The 22,124-nt window shown below is 58.4% G+C and carries 12 protein-coding genes and 1 pseudogene; 4 read left to right on the plus strand and 9 right to left on the minus strand.

Annotated features, from left to right (window positions below; all coding sequences use genetic code 11):
- Positions 1-32: 32 nt before the first annotated feature.
- Both ACA044_RS15580 and ACA044_RS15585 read right to left on the minus strand, forming a co-directional pair.
- Positions 33-1,334 (minus strand): ATP-binding protein, encoded by a 1,302-nt coding sequence (locus tag ACA044_RS15580; RefSeq protein WP_497447142.1) that lies wholly within the window; start codon positions 1,332-1,334, stop codon positions 33-35.
- A gap of 4 nt (positions 1,335-1,338) precedes the next feature.
- Complete coding sequence (locus tag ACA044_RS15585) at positions 1,339-2,040, minus strand: response regulator (protein WP_497447143.1); 702 nt, start codon at positions 2,038-2,040, stop codon at positions 1,339-1,341.
- Between the two features lie 270 nt (positions 2,041-2,310).
- Between ACA044_RS15585 and ACA044_RS15590 the strand changes: the two genes are divergently transcribed.
- The 3 genes from ACA044_RS15590 to ACA044_RS15600 all read left to right on the plus strand — a co-directional run bounded on the left by ACA044_RS15590 (position 2,311) and on the right by ACA044_RS15600 (position 7,410).
- Positions 2,311-3,468 carry an efflux RND transporter periplasmic adaptor subunit gene (locus ACA044_RS15590; RefSeq protein ID WP_497442219.1) on the plus strand — a complete coding sequence of 386 codons (1,158 nt, stop codon included), beginning with the start codon at positions 2,311-2,313 and terminating at the stop codon, positions 3,466-3,468.
- A 14-nt stretch (positions 3,469-3,482) separates the two neighbouring features.
- Complete coding sequence (locus ACA044_RS15595) at positions 3,483-6,581, plus strand: multidrug efflux RND transporter permease subunit (protein WP_497442220.1); 3,099 nt, start codon at positions 3,483-3,485, stop codon at positions 6,579-6,581.
- Positions 6,582-6,768: 187 nt separating this feature from the next.
- Positions 6,769-7,410, plus strand: coding sequence for a DUF1345 domain-containing protein (locus ACA044_RS15600; RefSeq protein ID WP_497442221.1), 642 nt, complete (start codon positions 6,769-6,771; stop codon positions 7,408-7,410).
- A 99-nt stretch (positions 7,411-7,509) separates the two neighbouring features.
- Here ACA044_RS15600 and ACA044_RS15605 read toward each other — a convergent pair whose 3' ends face one another.
- The gene (locus ACA044_RS15605; protein ID WP_497447231.1) at positions 7,510-10,047 is read right to left on the minus strand and encodes an autotransporter outer membrane beta-barrel domain-containing protein; all 2,538 of its coding nucleotides are present in this window, start codon (positions 10,045-10,047) and stop codon (positions 7,510-7,512) included.
- Between the two features lie 240 nt (positions 10,048-10,287).
- Positions 10,288-13,131, minus strand: coding sequence for a hypothetical protein (locus tag ACA044_RS15610; RefSeq protein ID WP_497442222.1), 2,844 nt, complete (start codon positions 13,129-13,131; stop codon positions 10,288-10,290).
- A gap of 187 nt (positions 13,132-13,318) precedes the next feature.
- Here ACA044_RS15610 and ACA044_RS15615 point away from each other — a divergent pair.
- A pseudogene (locus ACA044_RS15615) lies at positions 13,319-13,608 on the plus strand (substrate-binding domain-containing protein); the annotation flags it as partial.
- A 185-nt stretch (positions 13,609-13,793) separates the two neighbouring features.
- Here ACA044_RS15615 and ACA044_RS15620 read toward each other — a convergent pair.
- The 5 genes from ACA044_RS15620 to ACA044_RS15640 all read right to left on the minus strand — a co-directional run bounded on the left by ACA044_RS15620 (position 13,794) and on the right by ACA044_RS15640 (position 21,966).
- Entirely contained in the window at positions 13,794-15,947 is a 2,154-nt protein-coding gene (locus ACA044_RS15620; protein ID WP_497447232.1) for a WG repeat-containing protein, read from the minus strand.
- Between the two features lie 251 nt (positions 15,948-16,198).
- Positions 16,199-17,386: a pyridoxal phosphate-dependent aminotransferase gene (locus tag ACA044_RS15625; protein WP_497442223.1), complete on the minus strand. Its 1,188-nt coding sequence runs from the start codon at positions 17,384-17,386 to the stop codon at positions 16,199-16,201.
- Positions 17,387-17,426: 40 nt separating this feature from the next.
- Complete coding sequence (locus tag ACA044_RS15630; protein ID WP_497442224.1) at positions 17,427-19,052, minus strand: methyl-accepting chemotaxis protein; 1,626 nt, start codon at positions 19,050-19,052, stop codon at positions 17,427-17,429.
- Positions 19,053-19,444: 392 nt separating this feature from the next.
- Positions 19,445-20,587, minus strand: coding sequence for a glycerate kinase (locus tag ACA044_RS15635; protein ID WP_497442225.1), 1,143 nt, complete (start codon positions 20,585-20,587; stop codon positions 19,445-19,447).
- A gap of 248 nt (positions 20,588-20,835) precedes the next feature.
- Entirely contained in the window at positions 20,836-21,966 is a 1,131-nt protein-coding gene (locus ACA044_RS15640; protein WP_497442226.1) for a sugar diacid recognition domain-containing protein, read from the minus strand.
- Between the last annotated feature and the right edge of the window lie 158 nt (positions 21,967-22,124).

Here is a 22,124-nt window from a genome sequence, read left to right on the forward strand (position 1 = left end):
CTACGGTCGAGTTTCGGCTTGGCTGAGCAGCATCAGGCCGGAGTCGGCAACCACAACCGAAACCGCGCCCCACCCAGCGGCGAAACTTGCGCGGTGAGTGTACCGCCCTGCGCCTCCAGCGCCCGGCGGCTGATCGCCAACCCCAGCCCAAACCCGCCAGTGGCTCGATCCCGACTGCGGTCCAGCCGATAAAACGGCTCGAAAATTCGCCCCCGCTCCTCCTCCGGAATGCCGATGCCATCGTCGTCCACCCAAATCTCACAACCCCTGGGGCACACCTGCACACCGATCTGAATCCGTTTTTCGCAATAGCGCATGGCATTGCGCAGCAGGTTCTGGATCGCCCGGGCGGTCAATCGCGGGTCCAGCGAGAAGCGTTCGAGCTGGCCGTGAAGCAGCACATCGATGACGATTTGCGGTGAGTCGAGCTCTTCATCGACGCTGCCCAGAATGCTGTCGATGAATTCATCCAGCGACACCTCGACCTGTTCCGGCAAGCTCGCCGGGTTTTGCAATCGGCTGTAAGACAGCAGTTCCAGCACCAACTCATCCAGTTCACGAATGTGTGCGACCAGACCTTGCAGACGTTCGAGGCTGGTGGCTGGCAAGTCATCGGACAGCGCCAGGGCCAAGCCGAAATCCAGCCGCGTCAGTGGCGTGCGCAGTTCGTGGGATACGGCGTTGAGCAGATCGCGCTGCTGGTTGAGCAGGTTTTCGATATCGCCGGCCATGGTGTCGAAGACGTTGGCGAGGCTGCCGATGTTGGAACTGGAGGAAATCTGCGTGCGCTCGCTCAAGTGGCCCTTGCCGAAGCGTTCGGCGGTGCCTTTGAGGCGCTCCAGGTCGCGCCAGTGCGGGCGCAGCCACAGCAACAGACAGGCGAGCATGGTCGCGCCGATCAGCACGTTGATGCTCCAGTACAGCCAACTGACGTCCGTCGGGTCCGGCGGCACGACCATTTCAACCACCATCTGCTCGTTCAATGGCGCCACAGCCAGGGTGCGCCAGCCCCAGTTGCCGATGCGCACAACATTCTCACCGCGCTGCAAGCGTTCACGTTCATCCAGGGTGAACTCGGCGTCGTCGTTGCGGGCCAGCACGATGTGCAGCGGCTGGAACTCTTCGTCCATCTCCGCTGCCAGTGCCGGCCACTGCTCGACAGGCACCGCCCGAAACTGCTTGACGATCAGCGTTTGCAAGCCTCGGGAGTAATCGAGGTTGTAGGTGACAAAGCGCTCATGGAAGGCCTTGATCACCACATCAGGTACCAGATAGATCGCTGCGCTATAGGAGACGATGGTCACCAGGTAGAGGCGAAACAGAATTCTGAACATCGACTCAGCATTCCCACTCGGAGCGGCTGAACAGGTAACCCTTGCCCCACACGGTCTTGATCTTGCGCGCCTCGCCGGCGTGGTCGTCGAACTTGCGCCGCAGCTTGGAAATGGCCACGTCCACCGAGCGGTCGGTGCCGTTGAATTCAATACCACGCAGGCGCTGCAGAATCTGGTCGCGGCTCAGCACTTCGCCGGCATGCCGGGCCAGTACCACCAGCAAGTTGTATTCGCCGCTGGACAGTTCCACCGGTTGCTCGCGCCAGGTCACGGTGCGTTCAGACAGGTCGATGCACAGATTGCCCATGAGGATGCGGTCGTTGGCGGTCATTGGTTCGCTGAGGCTGCTGCGCCGCAGCAAGGTTCGCACTCGGGCCAGCAACACCCGTGGCTCGCAGGGTTTGGTGACGTAGTCGTCTGCGCCCATTTCCAGGCCCAGCACCTGATCGTGGCTGTCGTCCCGGGCGGTGAGCATCAGGATCGGCAAGGTCGCCGAATCGGTCCGCAGCAATCGGCAGACTTGCAAGCCATCGAGCCCCGGCAGCATCAGGTCGAGGATCACCAGGTCCGGCGGATTAATCCGCGCACGTTCGCGCACATGGTCGCCACGGCTGATCACACTGACCGAATAGCCGTTGCGCTCCAGGTAGCTGGAAATCAGTTCGGAAAGCGCGGTGTCGTCTTCGACCAGGAGGATGTTGGGCATGGGTGTTTCCAGAATAGTGCTGTGGTGACCTTGAGGGCCTCTTCGCGGGCAAGCCTCGCTCCTACAGGAGTTCGCGATACCTCTGTAGGAGCGAGGCTTGCCCGCGAAGGCGGCATTACAGTCGCAAAAAGTTTCAAGCTACGAAGGATATACGCCCTCACGCGCACGCGAGCAAAACCCTTACACAATTTCACACTGCACCTACAAAGCTTCACCGCTACCCTCGTCGGCTCCCCGTAGGATGCGGGAGGTCATTATTGGGGTATTTACATGTCAAAGAATCTGCTTGTCACGCTCAGCCTGATTGCACTGACGTTGACGCTGGGCGCTTGTGACCAGTCCTCGACCGCCGAAGAGCAGGCCCCGCTTGCCACTGTGCGTATCGAAACCATCGAAGTCCGCCCCACGTCGATCAGCAGTGAGCTGAGCGGGCGGATTGCCGCGCCGCGCATCGCCGAAGTGCGCGCCCGTGTCGCCGGCGTGGTGTTGCAACGAACCTTCCGTGAAGGCAGCGACGTCAAAAAAGGCGACGTTCTATTCCGTATCGACCCGGCGCCGTTCAAGGCCGACCTGGATAGCGCCGAAGCAGCGCTGCGCAAGGCCGAGGCCAATGCGTTCCAGGCGAAACTGCAAGAGCAGCGTTACGCGCAGTTGATCGAAGGCAACGCCATCAGCGGTCAGGATTACGACAATGCCCGCGCCAATGCCCGGCAAACCGCTGCCGACGTGGCCGCCAACAAAGCCGCCGTGGAGCGGGCGAAACTGAACCTGGGTTACGCCACCGTCACCGCGCCGATTTCCGGGCGCATCGGCCGAGCGCTGGTGACCGAAGGCGCGCTGGTCGGGCAGAACGAAACCACCCCGCTGACATTGATTCAGCAGTTGAACCCGATCCACGCTGACCTGACGCAATCGACCCGTGAACTCAATGACCTGCGCCGGGCCTTCCGTTCCGGCCAGTTGCAGCAGGTCGGCCAGGACCAGGCCAAAGCCACGCTGATTCAGGACGACGGCAGCCTCTATCCATTGCCGGGCAAATTGCTGTTCACCGACATCACTGTCGACCCGGGCACCGGTCAGATCATTCTGCGCAGCGAGTTCCCCAACCCGGACCTCGACTTGCTGCCGGGCAGCTTCGTTCGCGTGCGCCTGGAGCAAGCGTTCAATCAGCAGGGTATCAGTGTGCCGCAACGGGCCATCCAGCGTGACAGCGCCGGTATTGCTCAAGTGCTGTTGCTCGACGCCGAACAGCGGATCGGCCAGCAACCGGTAGAGCTGGGCGCGGTGCAGAACGATCGCTGGATTGTCACCAACGGCCTCAAACCCGGCGACCGCATCGTCACTGAAGGCCTGCAACACGCGCGCCCCGGTGAAAAAGTCCAGATCGACAACACCCCTCTTCCACTTGCCCAGGTTTCTGGTCAGTAAGCAGGACGCTTTTTATGCCGCAGTTCTTTATCGATCGCCCGGTATTCGCCTGGGTGATCGCCCTGTTCATCCTGCTGGCCGGTGCCTTGGCCATTGTGCAGTTGCCGGTGGCGCAGTACCCCAACGTTGCGCCGCCGAAAGTCGAAATCTACGCCACCTACCCGGGTGCTTCGGCGCAGACCGTGGACGAAAGCGTGGTCAGCCTGATCGAAGAAGAACTCAATGGCGCCGACCATCTGCTGTATTTCGAATCCCAGAGCAGCCTCGGCAGCGCCACCATCACCGCGACGTTCCAGCCGGGTACTGATCCGGAAATGGCACAGGTCGACGTGCAAAACCGTCTCAAAGCCGTGGAGTCACGTTTGCCCCAAGCGGTCACTCAGCAGGGCTTGCAGGTGGAGAAGGTCTCTGCCGGGTTCCTGCTGCTGATCACCCTCACCTCCAGCGACGGCAAGCTCGGCGACGTGGCGCTCAGCGATTACCTGGCGCGCAACGTGATGAACGAGATCAAGCGTCTGGACGGCGTTGGCAAGGCTCAGTTGTACGGTGCCGAACGGGCGATGCGGATCTGGATCGACCCGCAGAAGCTGATCGGCTTCAACCTGACCCCGGCCGATGTCAACGCCGCCATCGTCGCGCAGAATGCTCAGGTTTCCGCCGGCAGCATCGGCGATTTGCCGACCCGCACCACCCAGGAAATCACCGCGACCATTCTGGTAAAAGGTCAGCTGTCGACCCCTGAAGAATTCGCCGACATGGTGCTCAAGGCCAACCCTGATGGCTCCACCGTGCGCATCGGCGATGTGGCGCGGGTCGAGATCGGCAGTCAGGAATACCAGTTCTCCACACGCCTGAACGGCAAACCGTCCACCGCCGTCAGCGTGCAACTGTCGCCGGGCGCCAATGCCCTGAGCACCGCGACGCGGGTGCGGGCGAAGATGGATGAACTGGCGCGCTACTTCCCGGCCGGTGTCGAATACAAAATCCCGTACGACACCTCGCCGTTCGTCAAAGTATCGATCACCAAAGTGGTCTACACCCTAGTCGAGGCGATGGTGCTGGTGTTTGCAGTGATGTTTCTGTTCCTGCAGAACATCCGCTACACGCTGATTCCAACGCTGGTGGTGCCGGTGGCATTGATGGGGACTTTCGCGACCATGCTGGCGCTGGGTTTCTCGATCAACGTGCTGACCATGTTCGGCATGGTGCTGGCCATCGGCATTCTGGTGGATGACGCCATCGTGGTGGTGGAGAACGTCGAACGGATCATGGCCACCGAAGGTCTGTCGCCCAAGGACGCGACGCGCAAGGCGATGAAGCAGATCACCGGGGCGATCATCGGCATCACCCTGGTGCTGGTGGCGGTGTTCATTCCGATGGCGTTCATGCAGGGGTCGGTCGGGGTGATTTACCGGCAGTTCTCGCTGTCCATGGCCACGTCGATCCTGTTCTCGGCGTTCCTCGCCCTGACCTTGACCCCGGCGCTGTGTGCGACGCTGCTCAAACCGATTGCCAAGGGCGAGCATCACGCCAAGGGCGGCTTCTTCGGCTGGTTCAACCGACGCTTCGAACAACTGACCGAGCGTTATCAGGGCTGGGTCGCGTATGCATTGAAGCGCAGCGGTCGTTACCTGTTGATCTACGGCGTGCTGCTGGTCGGTCTGGGATTGTGTTTCAGTCGCCTGCCCTCCTCGTTCCTCCCGGTGGAAGACCAGGGTTACACCATCACCGACATTCAACTTCCGCCGGGTGCGAGCAAGAACCGCACGGTGCAGGTGGTCGAGCAGATCGAAGCCCATAACGCGACTGAGCCGGGCGTCGGTGACAGCACGGTGATTCTCGGTTTCAGTTTTTCCGGTAGCGGGCAGAACGCTGCGCTGGCGTTCACTACGCTCAAGGATTGGTCGGATCGGGGCAGCGACGACTCGGCGAGTTCGATTGCCGACCGGGCTAACATAGCCCTCAGTCAGATCAAGGACGCCATGGCCTTTGCGGTGTTGCCACCACCGGTCGATGGCCTGGGGACTTCCAGCGGTTTCGAGTTCCGCCTGCAGGACCGTGGCGGCCTCGGCCATGCCACGCTGATGCAAGCACGCAGCCAATTGCTGGCCGCCGCCGAGAAGAGTCCGATCCTGAGGAACGTGCGCGAAAGCGCCTTGGCCGAAGCGCCGCAGGTGCAATTGGAAGTCGACCGCAAGCAAGCCAACGCCTTGGGCATTTCGTTTGCCGACATCGGTAGCGTGCTGTCCACCGCCGTCGGCTCGGCCTACATCAACGACTTCCCCAACCAGGGGCGGATGCAACGGGTGGTGGTCCAGGCCGAAGGTGATCAACGCAGTCAGGTCGCCGATCTGCTGAAGATTAATGTGCGCAACAACACCGGGAAAATGGTGCCGTTGTCGGCCTTCGTCCGGGCCAACTGGACCCAGGGCCCGGCGCAGTTGACCCGTTACAACGGCTACCCGGCCATCAGCATTTCCGGCGAACCGGCGCCCGGTTACAGCACCGGCGAAGCCATGGCGGAAATCGAGCGGCTGGTAGCGCAAGGCCCGGCGGGGTTGGGTCAGGAATGGACCGGGTTGTCGTTGCAGGAACGCTTGTCCGGCAGCCAGGCACCGATTCTGCTCGGGCTGTCGCTGCTGATCGTATTCCTGTGCCTGGCGGCGCTGTACGAGAGTTGGTCGATTCCGACGTCTGTGTTGCTGGTAGTGCCGCTGGGTGTGCTCGGTGCAATACTGGCGGTGATCCTGCGCGGGATGCCCAACGATGTGTTCTTCAAGGTCGGGCTGATTACCATCATTGGCTTGTCGGCGAAAAACGCGATCCTGATCATCGAGTTCGCCAAAAGCCTGTACGACGAAGGCCATGACCTGATCGACGCCACCCTGCAAGCCGCGCGCCTGCGGTTGCGGCCGATTGTCATGACGTCGCTGGCGTTCATCCTCGGCGTGGTGCCACTGGCGATTGCCACCGGGGCCAGTTCGGCGAGCCAGCAAGCCATCGGCACCGGGGTGATTGGCGGGATGATCACCGCGACCCTGGCGGTGGTGTTTGTGCCGGTGTTTTTTGTGGTGGTGATGAAGCTGGTGCACAAGCGCCACAAGGGCATCTGACCAAACACCCATCAACTGTGGGAGCAGGCTTGCTCGCGAAGGGGCCGTCACATTCAACATTGACGTTGACTGACACGCCGCCTTCGCGAGCAAGCCCCACACATTCGATCTCATTGGCTTGGCTTTGTGGTCACAATGGACAACGCTGGGCTATGGTGTTTGCAAAGCCCAGACGCATCGAGCCTCCATGCCCCTACTCGCCCGCACCCACCCTCGCCTGTCTGCTGCTGCCGCACTCGGCGTCGCGGTAGGCATTCTGGCTCCGGCCGATTCGATCCTCGGCAAAATCCTCATCGGCTGGAACGCCGGGGTCTGGACGTATCTGGCCCTGATCATCTGGCTGACGATGCGCTCCAAAGCCGACGACGTGAAACGCATTGCCGAAGTCGAGGACGAAAACGCCGGGCTGGTGCTGTTCACCGTGTCCATGGCCGCGCTGGCCAGCCTCGCCGCCATTACCCTCGAGCTGGTGGGCAGCAAGGATCTGGAGACTTATCACCGTCTGTTGCACTACGGCTTCACCGGGTTGACCGTGTTCGGCTCATGGTTGTTGATCGGAGTGATTTTCAGCCTGCATTACGCACGGCTGTTTTACACCTGGGAAGGCAAGGAGCCTGCGCTGCGGTTTGCCGAGGGGCAGGTGCAGCCCGATTATTGGGACTTTTTGTACTTCTCGTTCACCATCGGCGTGGCCGTGCAAACGGCAGACGTGGGCGTGGCCACCGGCGATTTGCGCAAAATTGTATTGGCGCAGTCGTTGATCGGTTTCTTGTTCAACACGGCGATTCTCGGGTTTTCGATCAATATTGCGGCGGGTTTGTTTGGCTGATGGCTGCCGCTGGTGTGATTTCGATTGAATCAGAAAGCAAAAAAATGCCCCGATATTGTCGGGGCATTTTTATAGATCACTTCATTGAAACAACTTTCATCAGAAGAAATAGCTCACTCTCAAACTACCGCTCCAATCTTGACTGACAGTGGTGCCTTTACTGCCACCGACTTGGCCGGATACCTGCCAGTTGCGTTGCGCCGGCGTCCATTTCAAACCCGCTCCATACTCGATCGAACTACTGGCGCGGTCATCATCAAAGCGGTCGTCATTGATCTTCACCTCATTGGTTTTCACAAACTCGTGATTAACCCCCGCCGACAGGCTGGGCTCCAGCAGGCTGCCGTTGTCGAGGGGGATGACACGCCCGCCTCTGACACCCACCTTGCCCTGCAATGAACGCATGGTATCGGCTTGGACTTCCAGACCATTGTCGAGACGGTAGCTGTCGCTTTGAGTGACACCGGCTGAAACCTGGACTTGCGGCTCGACAAAGTAGTTGTCCTCCAGGCGAATATGCTTGCCCACGGCTACCGAACCGCTGGCGCCCAATGCCTTGTAGTCACCCTTGGCCCGCGTGCCGTCACTCATGGTGACTTTTGCCTTGTTGTCGAACTGGTTGATCTTGGCCATGACGTTGACGAACACGCCGCTTTCAACATCAAACGTGCTGCCGTAAACACCGGCATTGAGGCTGTCGACGGTGGCGCTGGATCCGTATTTGAGATCCATATTGGTACGGCTGGTCCCGACAAACCCGCCCACTACCCACGAGCGGCCGCCCAGATCCACCAATGTATCGGCACCGCCGGTGATACCGGTCTGCTTTTGGGTATAGCCATCGCCATAGGCGTTATCGACGTTGTACTGATTGCCGTAAGTGCGAACCCAGACACTGTTGCTCAGCGCAGCGGTATTGCTGTCGCTGGCCGCGCGAAGTGATGCATCAGGTCGGGCACTGAGCCCTCGATCACCGATCTGATCATTGAGCATGGTCATTTCAGCATTCAACACACTGCGCGCACTGCCCGCCAGAGCCAGTGCAGTATTACTTGAAGTACTCACCGTTTCCTTGTCCGGATTCAGGTACAACCCCTGACCTTCCTTTGCCAGCCGGTATACAAATGTGCCCGCGTCCACGGTTTCACGCGTGCCCAACGAAAAACTTGCATCGCCAGCAGCGATATTGCCGACTTTCACCGGTTCGGCAGTGACCGGGGTGGTGCCAGTCGCAGAAATCTGCAATTGATGTTGCCCGCTTGCATTGCCCGTCACGTTCAGGAAGTCGGTGTTGCCGTTACCCAAATCGGTGCCCATCACAAAGGTACCGTTACCGGAAAGGTCGCCCACGTTCAGTTGCTGGAACTGTTCGTGGGTGCCCATGCGAACCAGGCCATTGTTCAGGGCAAGACGTTGTACGGTACTGTCGGCGGTCATCACCCATTGCGCCGCGTTGTTGATAGTCAGGTTGCCCGAGTTATTGATTTGCCCCGTCAGCACCGAGGCATTGTCCAGCACTACGCTGCCATTGGTGTCTGTGAGTACGTCACCGGTCATGCTGCTGCCGTTGTTCAGAGAAAGGCTGAAGCTATTTTCGACATTGCCGTTGATTGCAGAACCATTGTCCAGGTTGACCGTTGCTGCCGTTCCCGCAACCGCCTGCACATTACCGTTCAAGGTACTGCGGGTATCGAGATTGACTTGGGTGACGTTCTGCAAATTGCCATCAAGGGAAGCCGCATTTTGCATCAGCAGCGCAACAGTGCTGCCGGTATCGGCGATGACATTGCCGCTCAATGCACTTGCGTCGACGTTAAGGTTGGCCGTGGAGCGATTGGTCGCCTGCAACAGCGTGCCGTTGCCGCCGATTAACTCCGAACCCGCAAGGACGTTGAGGGTGGCAACCGTGCCAGCTCTGCCGGATGAACCCAGCACGATCGCCGCACCTGTTCCTCCCGTTACGCGGGTGCTGTTGAGCGTAACAGTGCTGGCATTGACACCCGTGTTGTCAGTGATGATTTGCAGGCCATCCAGCCCGCCAGAAATGGTGCTGCCCGTCGCCAAGAGTGTTGCGCCGCCCAGTTGGACGCCGTAGCTGGTTGCACGGGTGCCACGAACAGTTGAATTTTCGAGGTTCAACACCGCAAAACCCACGGCATTCGCGCCCCCAGCAGCGCCGGTGATTACACTATTGCCCGTAACCGTTGCGCTGGACGATGTCGGAGTATTGATGTTACGTCCCAGAAGAAGTCCAAAACTGTTGGTACTGGTGATGGTGCTGTTATCGATAGTGGCGGAGCTGTCACTAAGCGCAATGGCTCCTCTGCCCGATGCGCTGTTCACTGTCGCACCTGTCAGTGCGAGCCTGGAACCCTCACGGCCCTCGATCCGCGCACTTTGACCGCCGTTGAAAATGACAGAGGCATTTTGCGAACTGATCGACAGAGCACTGGCACCGTTTATCGTCAGTGTCCCACCTTGAGATACCGCCCATGCCTCTGGCGCAGGTGGATTGGTAACAGTCGCGCTTTCACCAGGAAGAAGTGTTCTGGCGTGAGCCGCGGGTGTGCCGAGGACTATTGCGGTAAACAGGTATCCTGTTGTTCTGCAATGTTTGAAACTTGATAGTAGGGGCATGAGAACTCCGCACTGCAAACAAATCCGAAAGCGATTTTTCTGACGGAACGGAAAAATCGCCCCAAAAAACGTCTGACAGACTAATCAGCAATCTGAAAGTTAGATGTAGGAATATTCCTCGGCCCAGTAGGAATTATCTGCAAATCGATGGGATTTATGGCTTGCTACTTCACCGAAATATATCGATATCGCGAGAGAGATTAATCTCCCTCGCGATAGACCTCTTTCAATATCGGATAATCAAGGCGTGGCTGGAGGAACAGCCAGCCGGTCACAGTACTCACCACTAGAAGTAATCGTATCCAGCGGCTTGATGATCGGCACCGAAGTTTGCAAACCGCCGATGTCGGCCGTGTACCAATACTTGCCAAATGCCCTTGTACCCAGACGCGGTTGAGCTGCCTTGAATACGGCTGCACTGGCAACACTTGCAACATCAACGGTCCCGGAGGCCTGGATGGTATAAGGTTGGGAATCCTCTGTGCCGGGAATCAGATTAGTGCCAGCAGCATCACTGTAGGCTGCAAAATGCACCATAATGATTTTCCCTTGCGGCAAATTGACCGAATCTTTGGGAATGGTCACTGCAAGTCGCCAGTCGATAGTGGCATTGTTCATTGCATAACAATCGATTTGATCCCTCAGCGGGTTGCGGATCCTGATGGTCGGCGACAATAAATCAATTTTTTTGCCATTGACCTTCACGGCCTGGGGCTTGGACTTAATTACGTTCTTGTCAATGCCCGTTTTCTGAATCGTCCAGTAGGCTTCAACCGTCGGAGTAGGTAGTTTGGATATCATGTCAGCGCTGATGGGAAGACTAAACTCTACCGCGTTAACAAAAGGTGAAAACTCACCCACAAATTTACCATCCAAATAGCCCTTGGCTGTTTCCGCTGGCGTAATAGCTGGATCCGTAAGTTTTAGAATCACTTTGAATTCGCCCGGTTGGTCGCGATCGCCGGGGAGTAGTTCGTTTGGCGTTTTGGAAGCCCCGGTGACGACGGGCAACACGGCGTCGGGGTTCGTCAAGTCAGGTAAAGCCGGATTGACTCCCCCTGCGTGATCAAATGCCAGCCAGATGTAGGTATCTGGCGAAGGAAACATTTCCCCTCCCCGGGTGAGTTCGAACCAGAGTTTGATTTCCTTGGTCTCGGTCGAGGAATCAAAGATTTTTTCAAGTTTATCTTTGTAAGTGAGCTGGAAACTCAAATCCACACTGGCAAGTGGTTGAGTACCAAAGTCCACGAAATTCGTCACATCATTCGGATCCTCGGCATAGACAGTAATTTCATCGCCCGGCTCCGCATTATCGATGGACGCGCGCTCGACAATCGCAAACACATCGTTGGCCACCATGTCGTCCAGATAGATCGGCGTGGTTCGATTCGGATCGGTTTTCGGAACCAAAGGTCCTTTGTTCAGCTCAGGATCCAACGCGAGTCCGAGAGTCAAAACAGCAGCCGCAGCAGAACTTGCACTCTCGTTTCCCGGAAGGTCTGTCCAATCATAAGAGATCATGACCCGCCCATTCGGGAGATCGCGCAATACAGTGTTGGGTACCGTGAATTCGCCAGCAGCGTTAACGGCACCTTTGAACACCTCTAGCTTCACACTGCCCGACGTCAGAGAAACACGAAGTTCATCATCAAGACGACGCAATGGATAACCGACAAACACGGTGAATTTTAAATCCGCATTCGCAGGATCTTTCATCCAGTTTTCGTTAACAAGCCTTTGAGCATCCACCGGGGCATTGACAAAGGTGGGAGCAGGCGTCGGAGGATTCTTTCTGCGTGACGGATACTTGACCTCGAACGGTGCAGTACGGTCGATGTTGAACGTTACAATGTTCGAAGGGTCGTCGGTACCGGCGCCACCTTTGTAAACGACCAACTGCACCTGATAACCCGTGGGGTCGGCCGGCTGAGGATTCTCTTTGAATTCATCTGTCGGAACCTTAATCTCCATCGCAATCGGATCACGGCCAAGGATAGGCCCAAGCGGAATGAAACCTTTCAGCAGCTTCAGAGTGCCGTTCGCTTCTGCAAAGTAAACATCCACTTCGTCGCGATCATCCTCTTCGGTGAAGCGAGCCAGCTTGATAGTTATTTCTCCCGAATCAAGAACACTGATCGGTATAGACTCATCAGCCAGCTTGTCGACACTAACGGATGTCGCCTGTACACCAATCCATTCCTCACCGATCCTCGGTGGGTTGGCCCTTACTTTCCCTGCAAACTTCTCTTGTGCTGTCATTTCCCTATCTCCTTCATTAAGCCCGGATGGGCCACTTTCACCAGGTGTTGCTCTGTCAATTTTCACCAAGCCTTTTTTTGACTCCGCAATATGCCGTCCACTCCTGAACAAATCGCACGTAACAACTGCCGAGTCATCATCAAATGACACTCTTATGTGCGGCTCAAACGGTACAACTAGCGTATATCCGTTATTTATATCCTGTTCGGACAACCGCCGATCCCACACTCCATAAGCTTCCGGCACCGGCACACCACTGCCATTCAGACTCGGATACCCCCGCCAATGAACCTTTGCCAAATCCCCAGGCAAGGCGACATTAGTCGAAGCGGGCATGGCAACTGTGGCGCCGCTTGTCAATGGCGGTACCGTGTTGTTATTCAGATAACCCCAACGTGTGGCGTGGGGAAATGTCGGCTCATCCAACGTTAATAGTGGCGTGTGATCTATCGTTAGTTGTCTTTCGGGCGAGGGATCATCAGTACCACCTGATCCCTTCCAGACTTTGTAATACACCCACGCTATGCCATCGGCTGCCAAGTGTTGTGGCGTCAAATCGAAATATAAAAACGGAACACTCAGTGGATTTTTATAAAAGACTGTGTAGAGCCGGTTTTCCACACCGTTCTGACGCAACGTCACCCAGAGTTCATCGTTGTCTTGCGGTTCACTCCAGTAAGGAATGACGATACGAGTACCGTTACGCAGAATCTCGCGGGAGACATGTCCTTCCAGGTCATTATCGTCGACGCCCTCCACGGAAAGCGGCTTCGCCAGTGGACCTATTACATTGTCGCGGGACTGTTTCAACGGCAACGGGGGCATCGTTTTCTCACCGATTGATGTGGATTGCTCGGGTATTCGGTTCGTTTTTTTTGCTGTTTCGTGGGCAAATTAGGCACTTATTAATTGAAGTTTCCAACTGTCAGTTCTGACAGGTAGGACTACCGTTTGTCTGTTTTTATCCGGTTTTAATCATTGTCGGGTTCCAAGTCTTGACGATTCCCAGTCCCCGAAAGCGTTGTTTGACGCCAACGGTATCGCTGCGCTGGCCAGCACCCATTCATTGCGTGAGTTGAAGTGCAATCTGTTCGAGGATGTCGGGCTGATTGCCCTGGATGATCTGGATTGGTATCCGTTGGTGGGCAGCGGGATCACCGCCCTCGCCCAGCCGACGACAGAGATTGGCGCGAATGCGTTGAGTGTTCGCTCAAGCGACTGCGTGGCGATGATGGGTCGGTGCGGACGTTGGATTTTTCGGCGAAGTTGATGGTGCGGGGGTCGATAACATTGAGTGCTTGAACGTGAGGACGCCTTCGCGGGCAAGCCTCGCTCCTACAGGATTCGGGTTGTACGCGATATTAGCGACCACACACATCCGTAGGCGCGAGGCTTGCCCGCGAAGAGGCTCTGTGGCGGATACCCCCCCCCGTACGGAACTGATCGTCTCGTTCAGGCCCCATGTGCTTTTTTTTGGAAGGCAGTCCTTATTCTTCTTTCTCCACGAGATTGCCATCGGCGTCATAGACCAGATACTCGTCAGGATTGCTCGGATTCTCCACGTAGTAACGGGCTTCGTTGCCGTTATCAGGGGCTTTCAGGCTGGTGTAGGAACCGAGTTTCTTGAGCTGCTGGTTGTTTTGACTGATCAACACCAGTCCACTACCACCGCCGACCGGGACGGCGGCTGCGTAGCGGGTTTGAAAAGAGTTGATCTGATTGTACTCCAGCGGAATCTGCAACCTGCCGGCCAGGTCGATGGCACCATAGCTGTGATCACGCCCGACCACCGCCATACCGTTGGAAAACGGCTCCACCTCGTCATACGGTAACTTGATGGGTAGCAGCGTCCCTTGGCGGTTGATAAAAGCAAATTTCCTGCTTTTAGCGTCCTGCACCAGCAGCGGCTGCTCGCCAAAAAACCGACCTATCACGTTGTAACCCTGGAGGTTGATCCGTTTACCTTCCAGGTCGAAAACGTCCTGACGACTCCGATCGGCTGAGTTGGTGTAGAGGTAACCACCGCTTTGCTCGATCTCGGAGAACTGCGGTGGTAGAACCTCCTTGCCGGCCAGGGTATAGGCGCCGTAGTGGCCCTCCATGGCATACGTTTTATTGCCGAGACGGGCGATGAACAGGTTGCCGGTCACGGTGGGGTTGACGAACTTCATCGGCAGCGTGAAACGGTGATTCCTGGAGTCGTAGACCCCGTAGGGTCCGTTGGTTTCACGCTCCACCAGCAGCAGGCCATCGTCCATGGTCTGCGTTATGTATTCGAACGGCAGGTCTATGAGTTTATTGCTGCCAGCGGGGAAATAGGCAAGTTGGTCCCGCAATTCCTGCATGTCTGATTGAGGATCGCCGGACTTTTTCAGCGTAAACAACGTGTAGATATCCGCCACCACGCTATCTTGCACCTGTACCCAACGTGGTTTGATCAACCACTGTCCGGCCTGATTAATGAAGCCGTAGCGATCGGAGTTGCGGTCAAGGGCGACGTAACGCGTTTGCTCCGCAAGGACGTTGCGTACCTCGGTGATAATGGCGGTGTTGTCTTCCATCGGATCAAGCACATGAATGACGATACGTTGCGGGGTAGCCTCGAAGCGGTAGTCGGCCTCGGTGTTTTTCAGCAGCCCCCCCTGAGTGGCAAGATCCTTGGTCAAATGCTCCAGCTGTTGCTGTACAGCCTGACTGGTCTTGAACTGGTCGAGATCATCTTTGGTCTGCAGCAGGGCTTTGTGAAAGTCACGCAACGCTGCAATATCGCCATCCGAGGGGAAGGAACGGGTGTTGTGACCGTTGCTGTAAAGCGCCTTGCCCGTATCGGTCAAACCCTGCACCACGAAGGTCGACATTTTGGGCGTACTCAGCCGCAGTGAGGCGCTTGAGTCACCTAGGGCCGTGAGCTGAAAGTACTGGCCGTCGTCCAGGGTCACCTTCGGGTGGTCCTTGTCCAGGACCACTTTTTTGAACGCCGGATAGCTGCGGTAAGCGATCGTCAGGCCGAGACTCGCCAAGGGTTTGTTGACCGATAGTGCGATGGGTTCACCGGACGACACAATATCGTCCGACTCAATCTTGGGCTGCACCTTGATATCGGCGAAGTTTTTCTCGCTGCCATCTCGAAAATGCAAGCGCTCCGGATGGTACTGTTCGGCCACCGGCTCATCCGGCGTGGCGGCGCGCTTCCAGAGAGGATCAAGGCTACTGGTGTCAAACCTCACTTCGGAACCATCAGCAAACAGCTTCTGAGCAAAACGCAGGCCTTGGATCGACGCCAGCGCAGTTTTCACCTGCGCACTGGTGAAGGGGACGAACAGCTCCTCGTATTGCAGTTCCTGCTCGCTGGCAGGCGTGGTTCCGTCAACTGTCAGGCTAAATTCCGAGTCAATGACCAGCTCCAAAGCGCTGAGGGTTTCACCGGTGTCATGGATCAAGTAATTCAGACGCTTTTCCACGTCAGGCAATGCCAGCGTGCCGATGTCCTCTACGCCGCCTTCGTTCATGTCCTCGGCGGTGAAGCTATCACTTACCGGCGTACTGCTCTGGCGAAACAGGTAGTAGGACGTACAGCCCACCACTAACAGGGTCACGGTCAGTATCGACAGCAATCTCAAACGAGGCTGGGTAAAGTTCATCATGGCTTCGGTAGTTAAAGGGCTGGGAAGTGCCGGCAGCTAACCACACAGCATTGCGGACTGCAAACCGCTTGGACGGCTCTATGCCGGGGCATGGAAGGGCTAAGGACGTTCGGCGTCTGTGAGTCAGTCTTCGCGGGCGAGCCTCGCTCCTACGGGTTGGGTGTCGATCACGTGCCTCGTGTGCGACACCAATACCTGTAGGAGCGAGGCTTGCCCGCGAAGAGGCCATCAAATTCAGCACAAATCGATCAGGCCCGCCGCACCTGCAGCAAATCCGCCGCACACGACGCAATCCGCTGGCACGCATCCGTCAGCTTCCTCTGATCCACCACCAACCCGATGCGAATATGCCCCGCTGCGCTCGGGCCGAAGGCTTCACCGGCCAGCACCGACACGCCATACACTTCAAGCAGCCGCTCGGCAAAATCTTGAGCACCGAGCCCGGTCTGGCGCACATCGACCATCACGAACATCCCGCCATCGGGCTTGATCGGCCGGATGCCCGGGCAACCGCTCAAACTTGCGCACACCAGGTCGCGCCGCTGGCGATATTCCTCGCGCATCAGTGCCACTTCCGGCAAGTCTTTATCGAGCGCCACTTGCGCGGCTTTCTGGACGAAGTCCGGAAGGCCGAACAACATGCACAACGACAGGTGCATCAAGTGTTCAGCCAACGGTTTCGGGCCGATCATCCAGCCCACTCGCCAGCCACTCATGGCATGGGACTTGGACAAACTGTTGAGGGTCGCGGTGCGCTCGGCCATGCCCGGCAGACTGGCCGGGCTGATGTGCTCGCCCTCATACAACAGATCGCTGTACACCTCGTCGCTGATCAGCCAGAGGTCATGCCGCACACACAGCGCCGCCAGCTCTTGCCAGAGCGTCAAGGACAAGCTGGCGCCGGAAGGGTTGTTCGGACTGTTGAGCAGAATGACCCGGGTTTTAGGGGAGATCAGAGCCGCGACATCCGCCGGCTCGATCCGAAAGCCGTTCTCCGGACGCACCGCCACCGGCACCACGCTGGCTCCGCAGGCGCCGAATACACCTTCATAGGTCACGTACATCGGCTCGGCGACGATCACTTCATCACCCGGATCGAGCAGGCATTGGGCAACCGAATACACCGCACACTGCGCGCCGGGCAGCACGATCACATGGTCGGCGTCCACCTCCTGGCCGCTGCGCCGCTGATGACGGCTGGCGATGCTGCTGCGCAACGTGCGGGTGCCGCGTACATCCGAATAGTGGGTGTCACCGGCCAAAAGGCTGTCGATCGCCGCGTGGACGATCGGCAGCGGCGTGTCGAAATCCGGATCGCCGACTGACAGCAGCAGCACGTCGACGCCCTGCTCTCGCAGCTCCAGCGCTCGATCATGAATCTTCCAGGCTGCGGCTCCGTCACCGGCGATTCGTTGGGTCAAGGCTGAATAGCGCATGTACTTCTCCTAACGCGCGAGCTCCAGTTTCAACCCTATCTCAAATCACGAAACGCGCCACCATCGCGTTCAAATCAACCGCCAGTCGCGACAGTTCATGGGTGGCGGCGCTGGTCTGGTTGGCACCGGCAGTGGACTGAGTGGCCAGGTCGCGAATGTTTACCAGGTTGCGGTCGACCTCACGGGACACCTGAGCCTGTTCTTCCGAGGCACTGGCGATCACCAGGTTGCGTTCATTGATCAGCTGAATCGATTGAGTGATCTGCTCCAGGGCGATACCCGCGGCCCGGGCCATTTCCAGAGTGCTTTGGGTGCGCTGGTTGCTTTGTTGCATCGACGAGACCGCTTCACCGGTGCCGTTCTGGATGCCGGCCACCATTTTCTCGATTTCCTGGGTCGATTGCGCGGTGCGATGGGCCAGTGCCCGGACTTCGTCCGCCACCACCGCAAAGCCACGCCCGGCTTCACCGGCACGGGCGGCTTCGATTGCGGCGTTGAGGGCCAGCAGGTTCGTCTGTTCGGCAATGGCGCGGATCACGTCCAGCACTTTTCCGATGTCACGGCCCTGAGCGGCCAGGCCTTCGATCATCAGCGAGGTGTTTTGTACGTCGTGGGTCATGGTCTGGATCGCGTCGACGGTTTCCACGACCCGATCACGACCTAAGCGGGCCGCCTGGGTCGACTGGTTCGAGGCTTCGGACGTCGATACCGCATTGCGCGCCACTTCTTCCACGGCGGCAGTCATTTCGTTGACCGCGGTGGCCGCCTGTTCGATTTCGTTGTTTTGCTGTTGCAGGCCACGGGTCGCTTCTTGGCTCACAGTGCTGAGTTCTTCCGCAGCGGCGCCCAGCTGCGTCGCGGAGCCGGCGATCTGTTCGATGGTTTTGCGCAGGTTGGTCTGCATGGCAGCCAAGGCGCCGAGCAAACGGGCCGGTTCGTCGTTGCCGTCGACTTCGATGACCTTGCTCAGGTTGCCGCCGGCAATGGTTTCGGCCGCGAGCACCGCACGGTTCAGTGGCGCGAGGATGCTGCGGGTCAGCAGCCAGGCCAGCAGCACGGTCAGCAACGAAGCCATCACCGCCACCGTCACGATGCCGATAAAGGCTTCGCTGTAGCGCTCGCCCGCTGTAGCCGACGCGGCTTTGGCATCGGCTGCATTGAGCGCCACCAGTTTGTTCAGTTGCTCACCCATCTGATCGGTGCCCTCCTTGATCCGCGTGTTGATCAGGGTGCGCATCTCATCGAGCTTGTTCTGCCGCGACAGGTCCAGCATCTGACTCTGGGCTTGCATGTAATTATCGAGGGTTGTCACGAAGGTTTTGTACAGCGCCGCTTCTTCAGGGCTGGCCGGCAAGGCGGCATAACCGGCTTGGGCGCTGCGCACCTTATCGACGAGGACACCGATGCGGGTCTGGGCTTCCTGCAACGCCGCCGGGTCACGGTTGACCAATACCCGGAACGAGAGAATCCGCAGGCGCAGGACGTTTTCCGTCATGTTGCCCAGAAACCCGATGCTGGGTAACTGTGTTGCTTCCATGTCAACTGAGGCCTGGCGGATGATTGTCATACGGTTCACGGCAAACACACCCAGCACGATGACGAGCAAGGCAATGAAGGCGAAACCCAGGAAAGCTCGAGGCGCGATTTTCAGATTACGCAGTGACATAGGATGATCTCGATAATTGAGGCGGCGGCGAGCATCCTTGCCGTGATCACTGTCGGGCGGGCGATAGCGCGCACCTTTCAGTTTGGCGCCACTGTTGTAATAGGTGTGTGTACGCCTATTCGCTGTATCGGCCGGGGTTGAGGTTTTTTGCAGGGGTTGGAGAAATATTTTTCAAGGGAGGCAGGAGTGTTTCAGCGGTGAAACACTCAAGCGATTTTGTGGCAGACACACATTTGTGGTGAGGGGGCTTGCCCCCGTTCGGCTGCGCAGCAGCCGCAAAAACGGATACATGATTCTGTCAGGCATATCTCGTTTGCATGTTTTGGGACTGCTTCGCAGTCCAACGGGGGCAAGCCCCCTCGCCACAGTAATCTCTCGACCACAGATATTGGTTAATCTTTGCGGGCGGCCACTCGCCACACCCGCGCAATATCACTGGCACGATCACGCAACAATCGCGGCGCTTCGGCGCAGGCCTGCTCCAATGTCATCGGCCCGCTTGCCAACGCAAAGGCGGCATCGATGCCATGTTCGTACAGGGCCTGATACCCCTCGCCCAAGGTGCCGGCGATGACGATGACCGGCACGCCGTGCTGCCGGGCAATGCGTGCCACGCCAAACGGTGTTTTGCCGCGCAACGTCTGGGCATCGAAACGTCCTTCGCCCGTGATCACCAGGTCAGCGCCTTTGACCGCCTCGGCCAGGCCCACCAGTTCGGCGACCACTTCCACACCCGCCAGGAATTGCGCGCCAAGAAACGCCTTCGCAGCAAACCCCAGCCCTCCCGCCGCCCCACTGCCCGGTTCGTCGCGCACGTCGTTGTCCAGGGCTTGCGCGCAATGTTCGGCGAAATGCCCGAGGGCATCGTCCAGTTGCTCGACTTGCTCCGGCGACGCGCCTTTCTGCGGGCCGAAAATCGCTGAGGCGCCATGAGGGCCGCACAGTGGATTATTGACGTCGGCAGCGATGTCGAAGCGCACCTCGGCCAGACGTGGATCAATATCGCTCAGATCGAGACGGGCCAATTGCGCCAGGGCCAGACCGCCCGCTGCCAAATGTTGGCCCTGAGCGTCCAGCAGCTTCACACCCAAGGCCTGCATCGCCCCGGCGCCGCCGTCGTTGGTGGCGCTGCCGCCAATCGCCAGAATCATCCGTTGCGCCCCGGCGTCCAGCGCGGCGCGGATCAATTCACCGGTGCCAAAGGTGCTGCTGGTGCACGCATCGCGCAGGTTAGGCGGGACCAGTTGCAGGCCACTGGCCTCGGCCATTTCGATGATCGCGGTGTGGCTCTGCGGCAACCATCCCCAAGCCGCATCGACCGTTGCGCCCAACGGCCCGCGAACGCGGGTGCGGCGCAGTTCTCCGTCGCACGCGGCCAGAATCGACTCAACCGTGCCTTCCCCACCGTCAGCCATCGGGCACTTGACCAGGTGCGCGTCCGGCCAGATTTGGGCCAACCCCAGCGCAATGGCCTCGGCCACACCTTGGGCACTGAGACTGTCCTTGAACGAATCGGGGGCGATCACGATTTTCATGCGAATTCTCCAGTTCCAATGCGTCCATGCTGCCAGCCGCCATGAACAATAACGCCGGTCCGCTGCACAAGCGGCCATGAGGATTATTGTTCATTTCAACAAAACCCTTGGCCCGTACTGTTCGTTGTAGCAGCTGCCGAGCCTGCGAGGCTGCGTTCGGCGGCGAAGCCGTCGTGAAATCATGCGGCGCGGTGTGTCAGGGAAACCTTGCTAGCAGGATCTACGACTGCTGCGCAGCCGAACAGCTGCTACGGGATGGCGGTCGGTAGTTCGGTTTGGGGCAGGAGCTGGACGCCGAGGTAGAGCGCGAGCATTCCGTCCAGTTTTAGCGGGTCGACGCCGCTGAGTTCGGCAATCCGCTCCATGCGATAACGCAAACTGTTGCGATGTATGCCCAAGGCATCGGCACAGGCCTGGCTCTGGCCGTCGTGTTCGCACCAACTGCGCAGGGTCGCCAGCAGTTGGCCGTTGCCATCCTTGGCAATGACTTTGCGCAGCGGCCTAAGCAGTTCACCCAGCGCATCGTCGTTGCGGTGTCGCCAGAGCATCACCGGCAGCCGATAGCGGTTCAGAGTCAGCAAGCGCGAATGCGGCAACACATCGCGTCCATAGGCCAGCAAATCACCGACGCGCCGATAGCAGCGGCGCAACCCCGACAATCCATCGGCCTGCCCACCCACCGCAATGCGCAAAATATTCCAGCCCAGGCCATCAAGTTTCTCCAGCAGCCGCTCGTTCTCGATCGCCGGCAGAGCCGGTCGACACCAGAGCAACGAAGACTTGGTCGAGCTCACGCACCAACTGTCCGGGTAGCGCGACATCAGCCAGGCGCTGAGCGCTTCGACGGTCTGCCCCGGACCGTGTTCCATGCCCAATTCGAACAGGTACGGCACCCGCGTCAATTGCGGTTTGAGCCCCAGTTGCTGAGCTTCGTCGAGCAACCGCGGCGAATCTCCCGCCTCGCTGAGCAGCAGCGCCAGCAGATCATCGCAACGCTGGCGCCGCCATTGTTGCTCGGCCTGCTGATTGCGCTGGCCCACCAGCATCTCGGCCGTCATGCGCACCAGTTCGGCGTAGGTGCGCAATTGCTCGGGTTCGCCAGTGATACCCAGCACCCCAATCAAACGCTGATCGAGCAACAGCGGCAGATTGATGCCCGGCTGCACACCTTTGAGATGAATCGCCGTCTGCGCATCGATCTCCACCACGCGCCCGTTGGCCAGCACCAGTTGCGCCCCTTCGTGACGGGTATTGATGCGCTCCGGCTCGCCGCTGCCGAGAATCAGCCCCTGACTGTCCATGACATTGACGTTATAGGGCAGGATGGCCATCGCCCGGTCGACGATGTCCTGGGCCAGGTCGTGATCAAGTTCGAACATAGCGCGGGTCCTTGAAAACATGATGGGGCGGGTTGTTCACCCGCACAGGCCTTGGTCGTAAACCCTGTGCTCAGGCACAAAGACAACCACCCAAGGGGTGACCGAGACTCACTGGGCGATCAACGTTACCCTTGCGTCGCAAAAAATCATAATAAAGA

The sequence above is a fragment of the Pseudomonas sp. LBUM1673 genome, assembly GCF_059695645.1.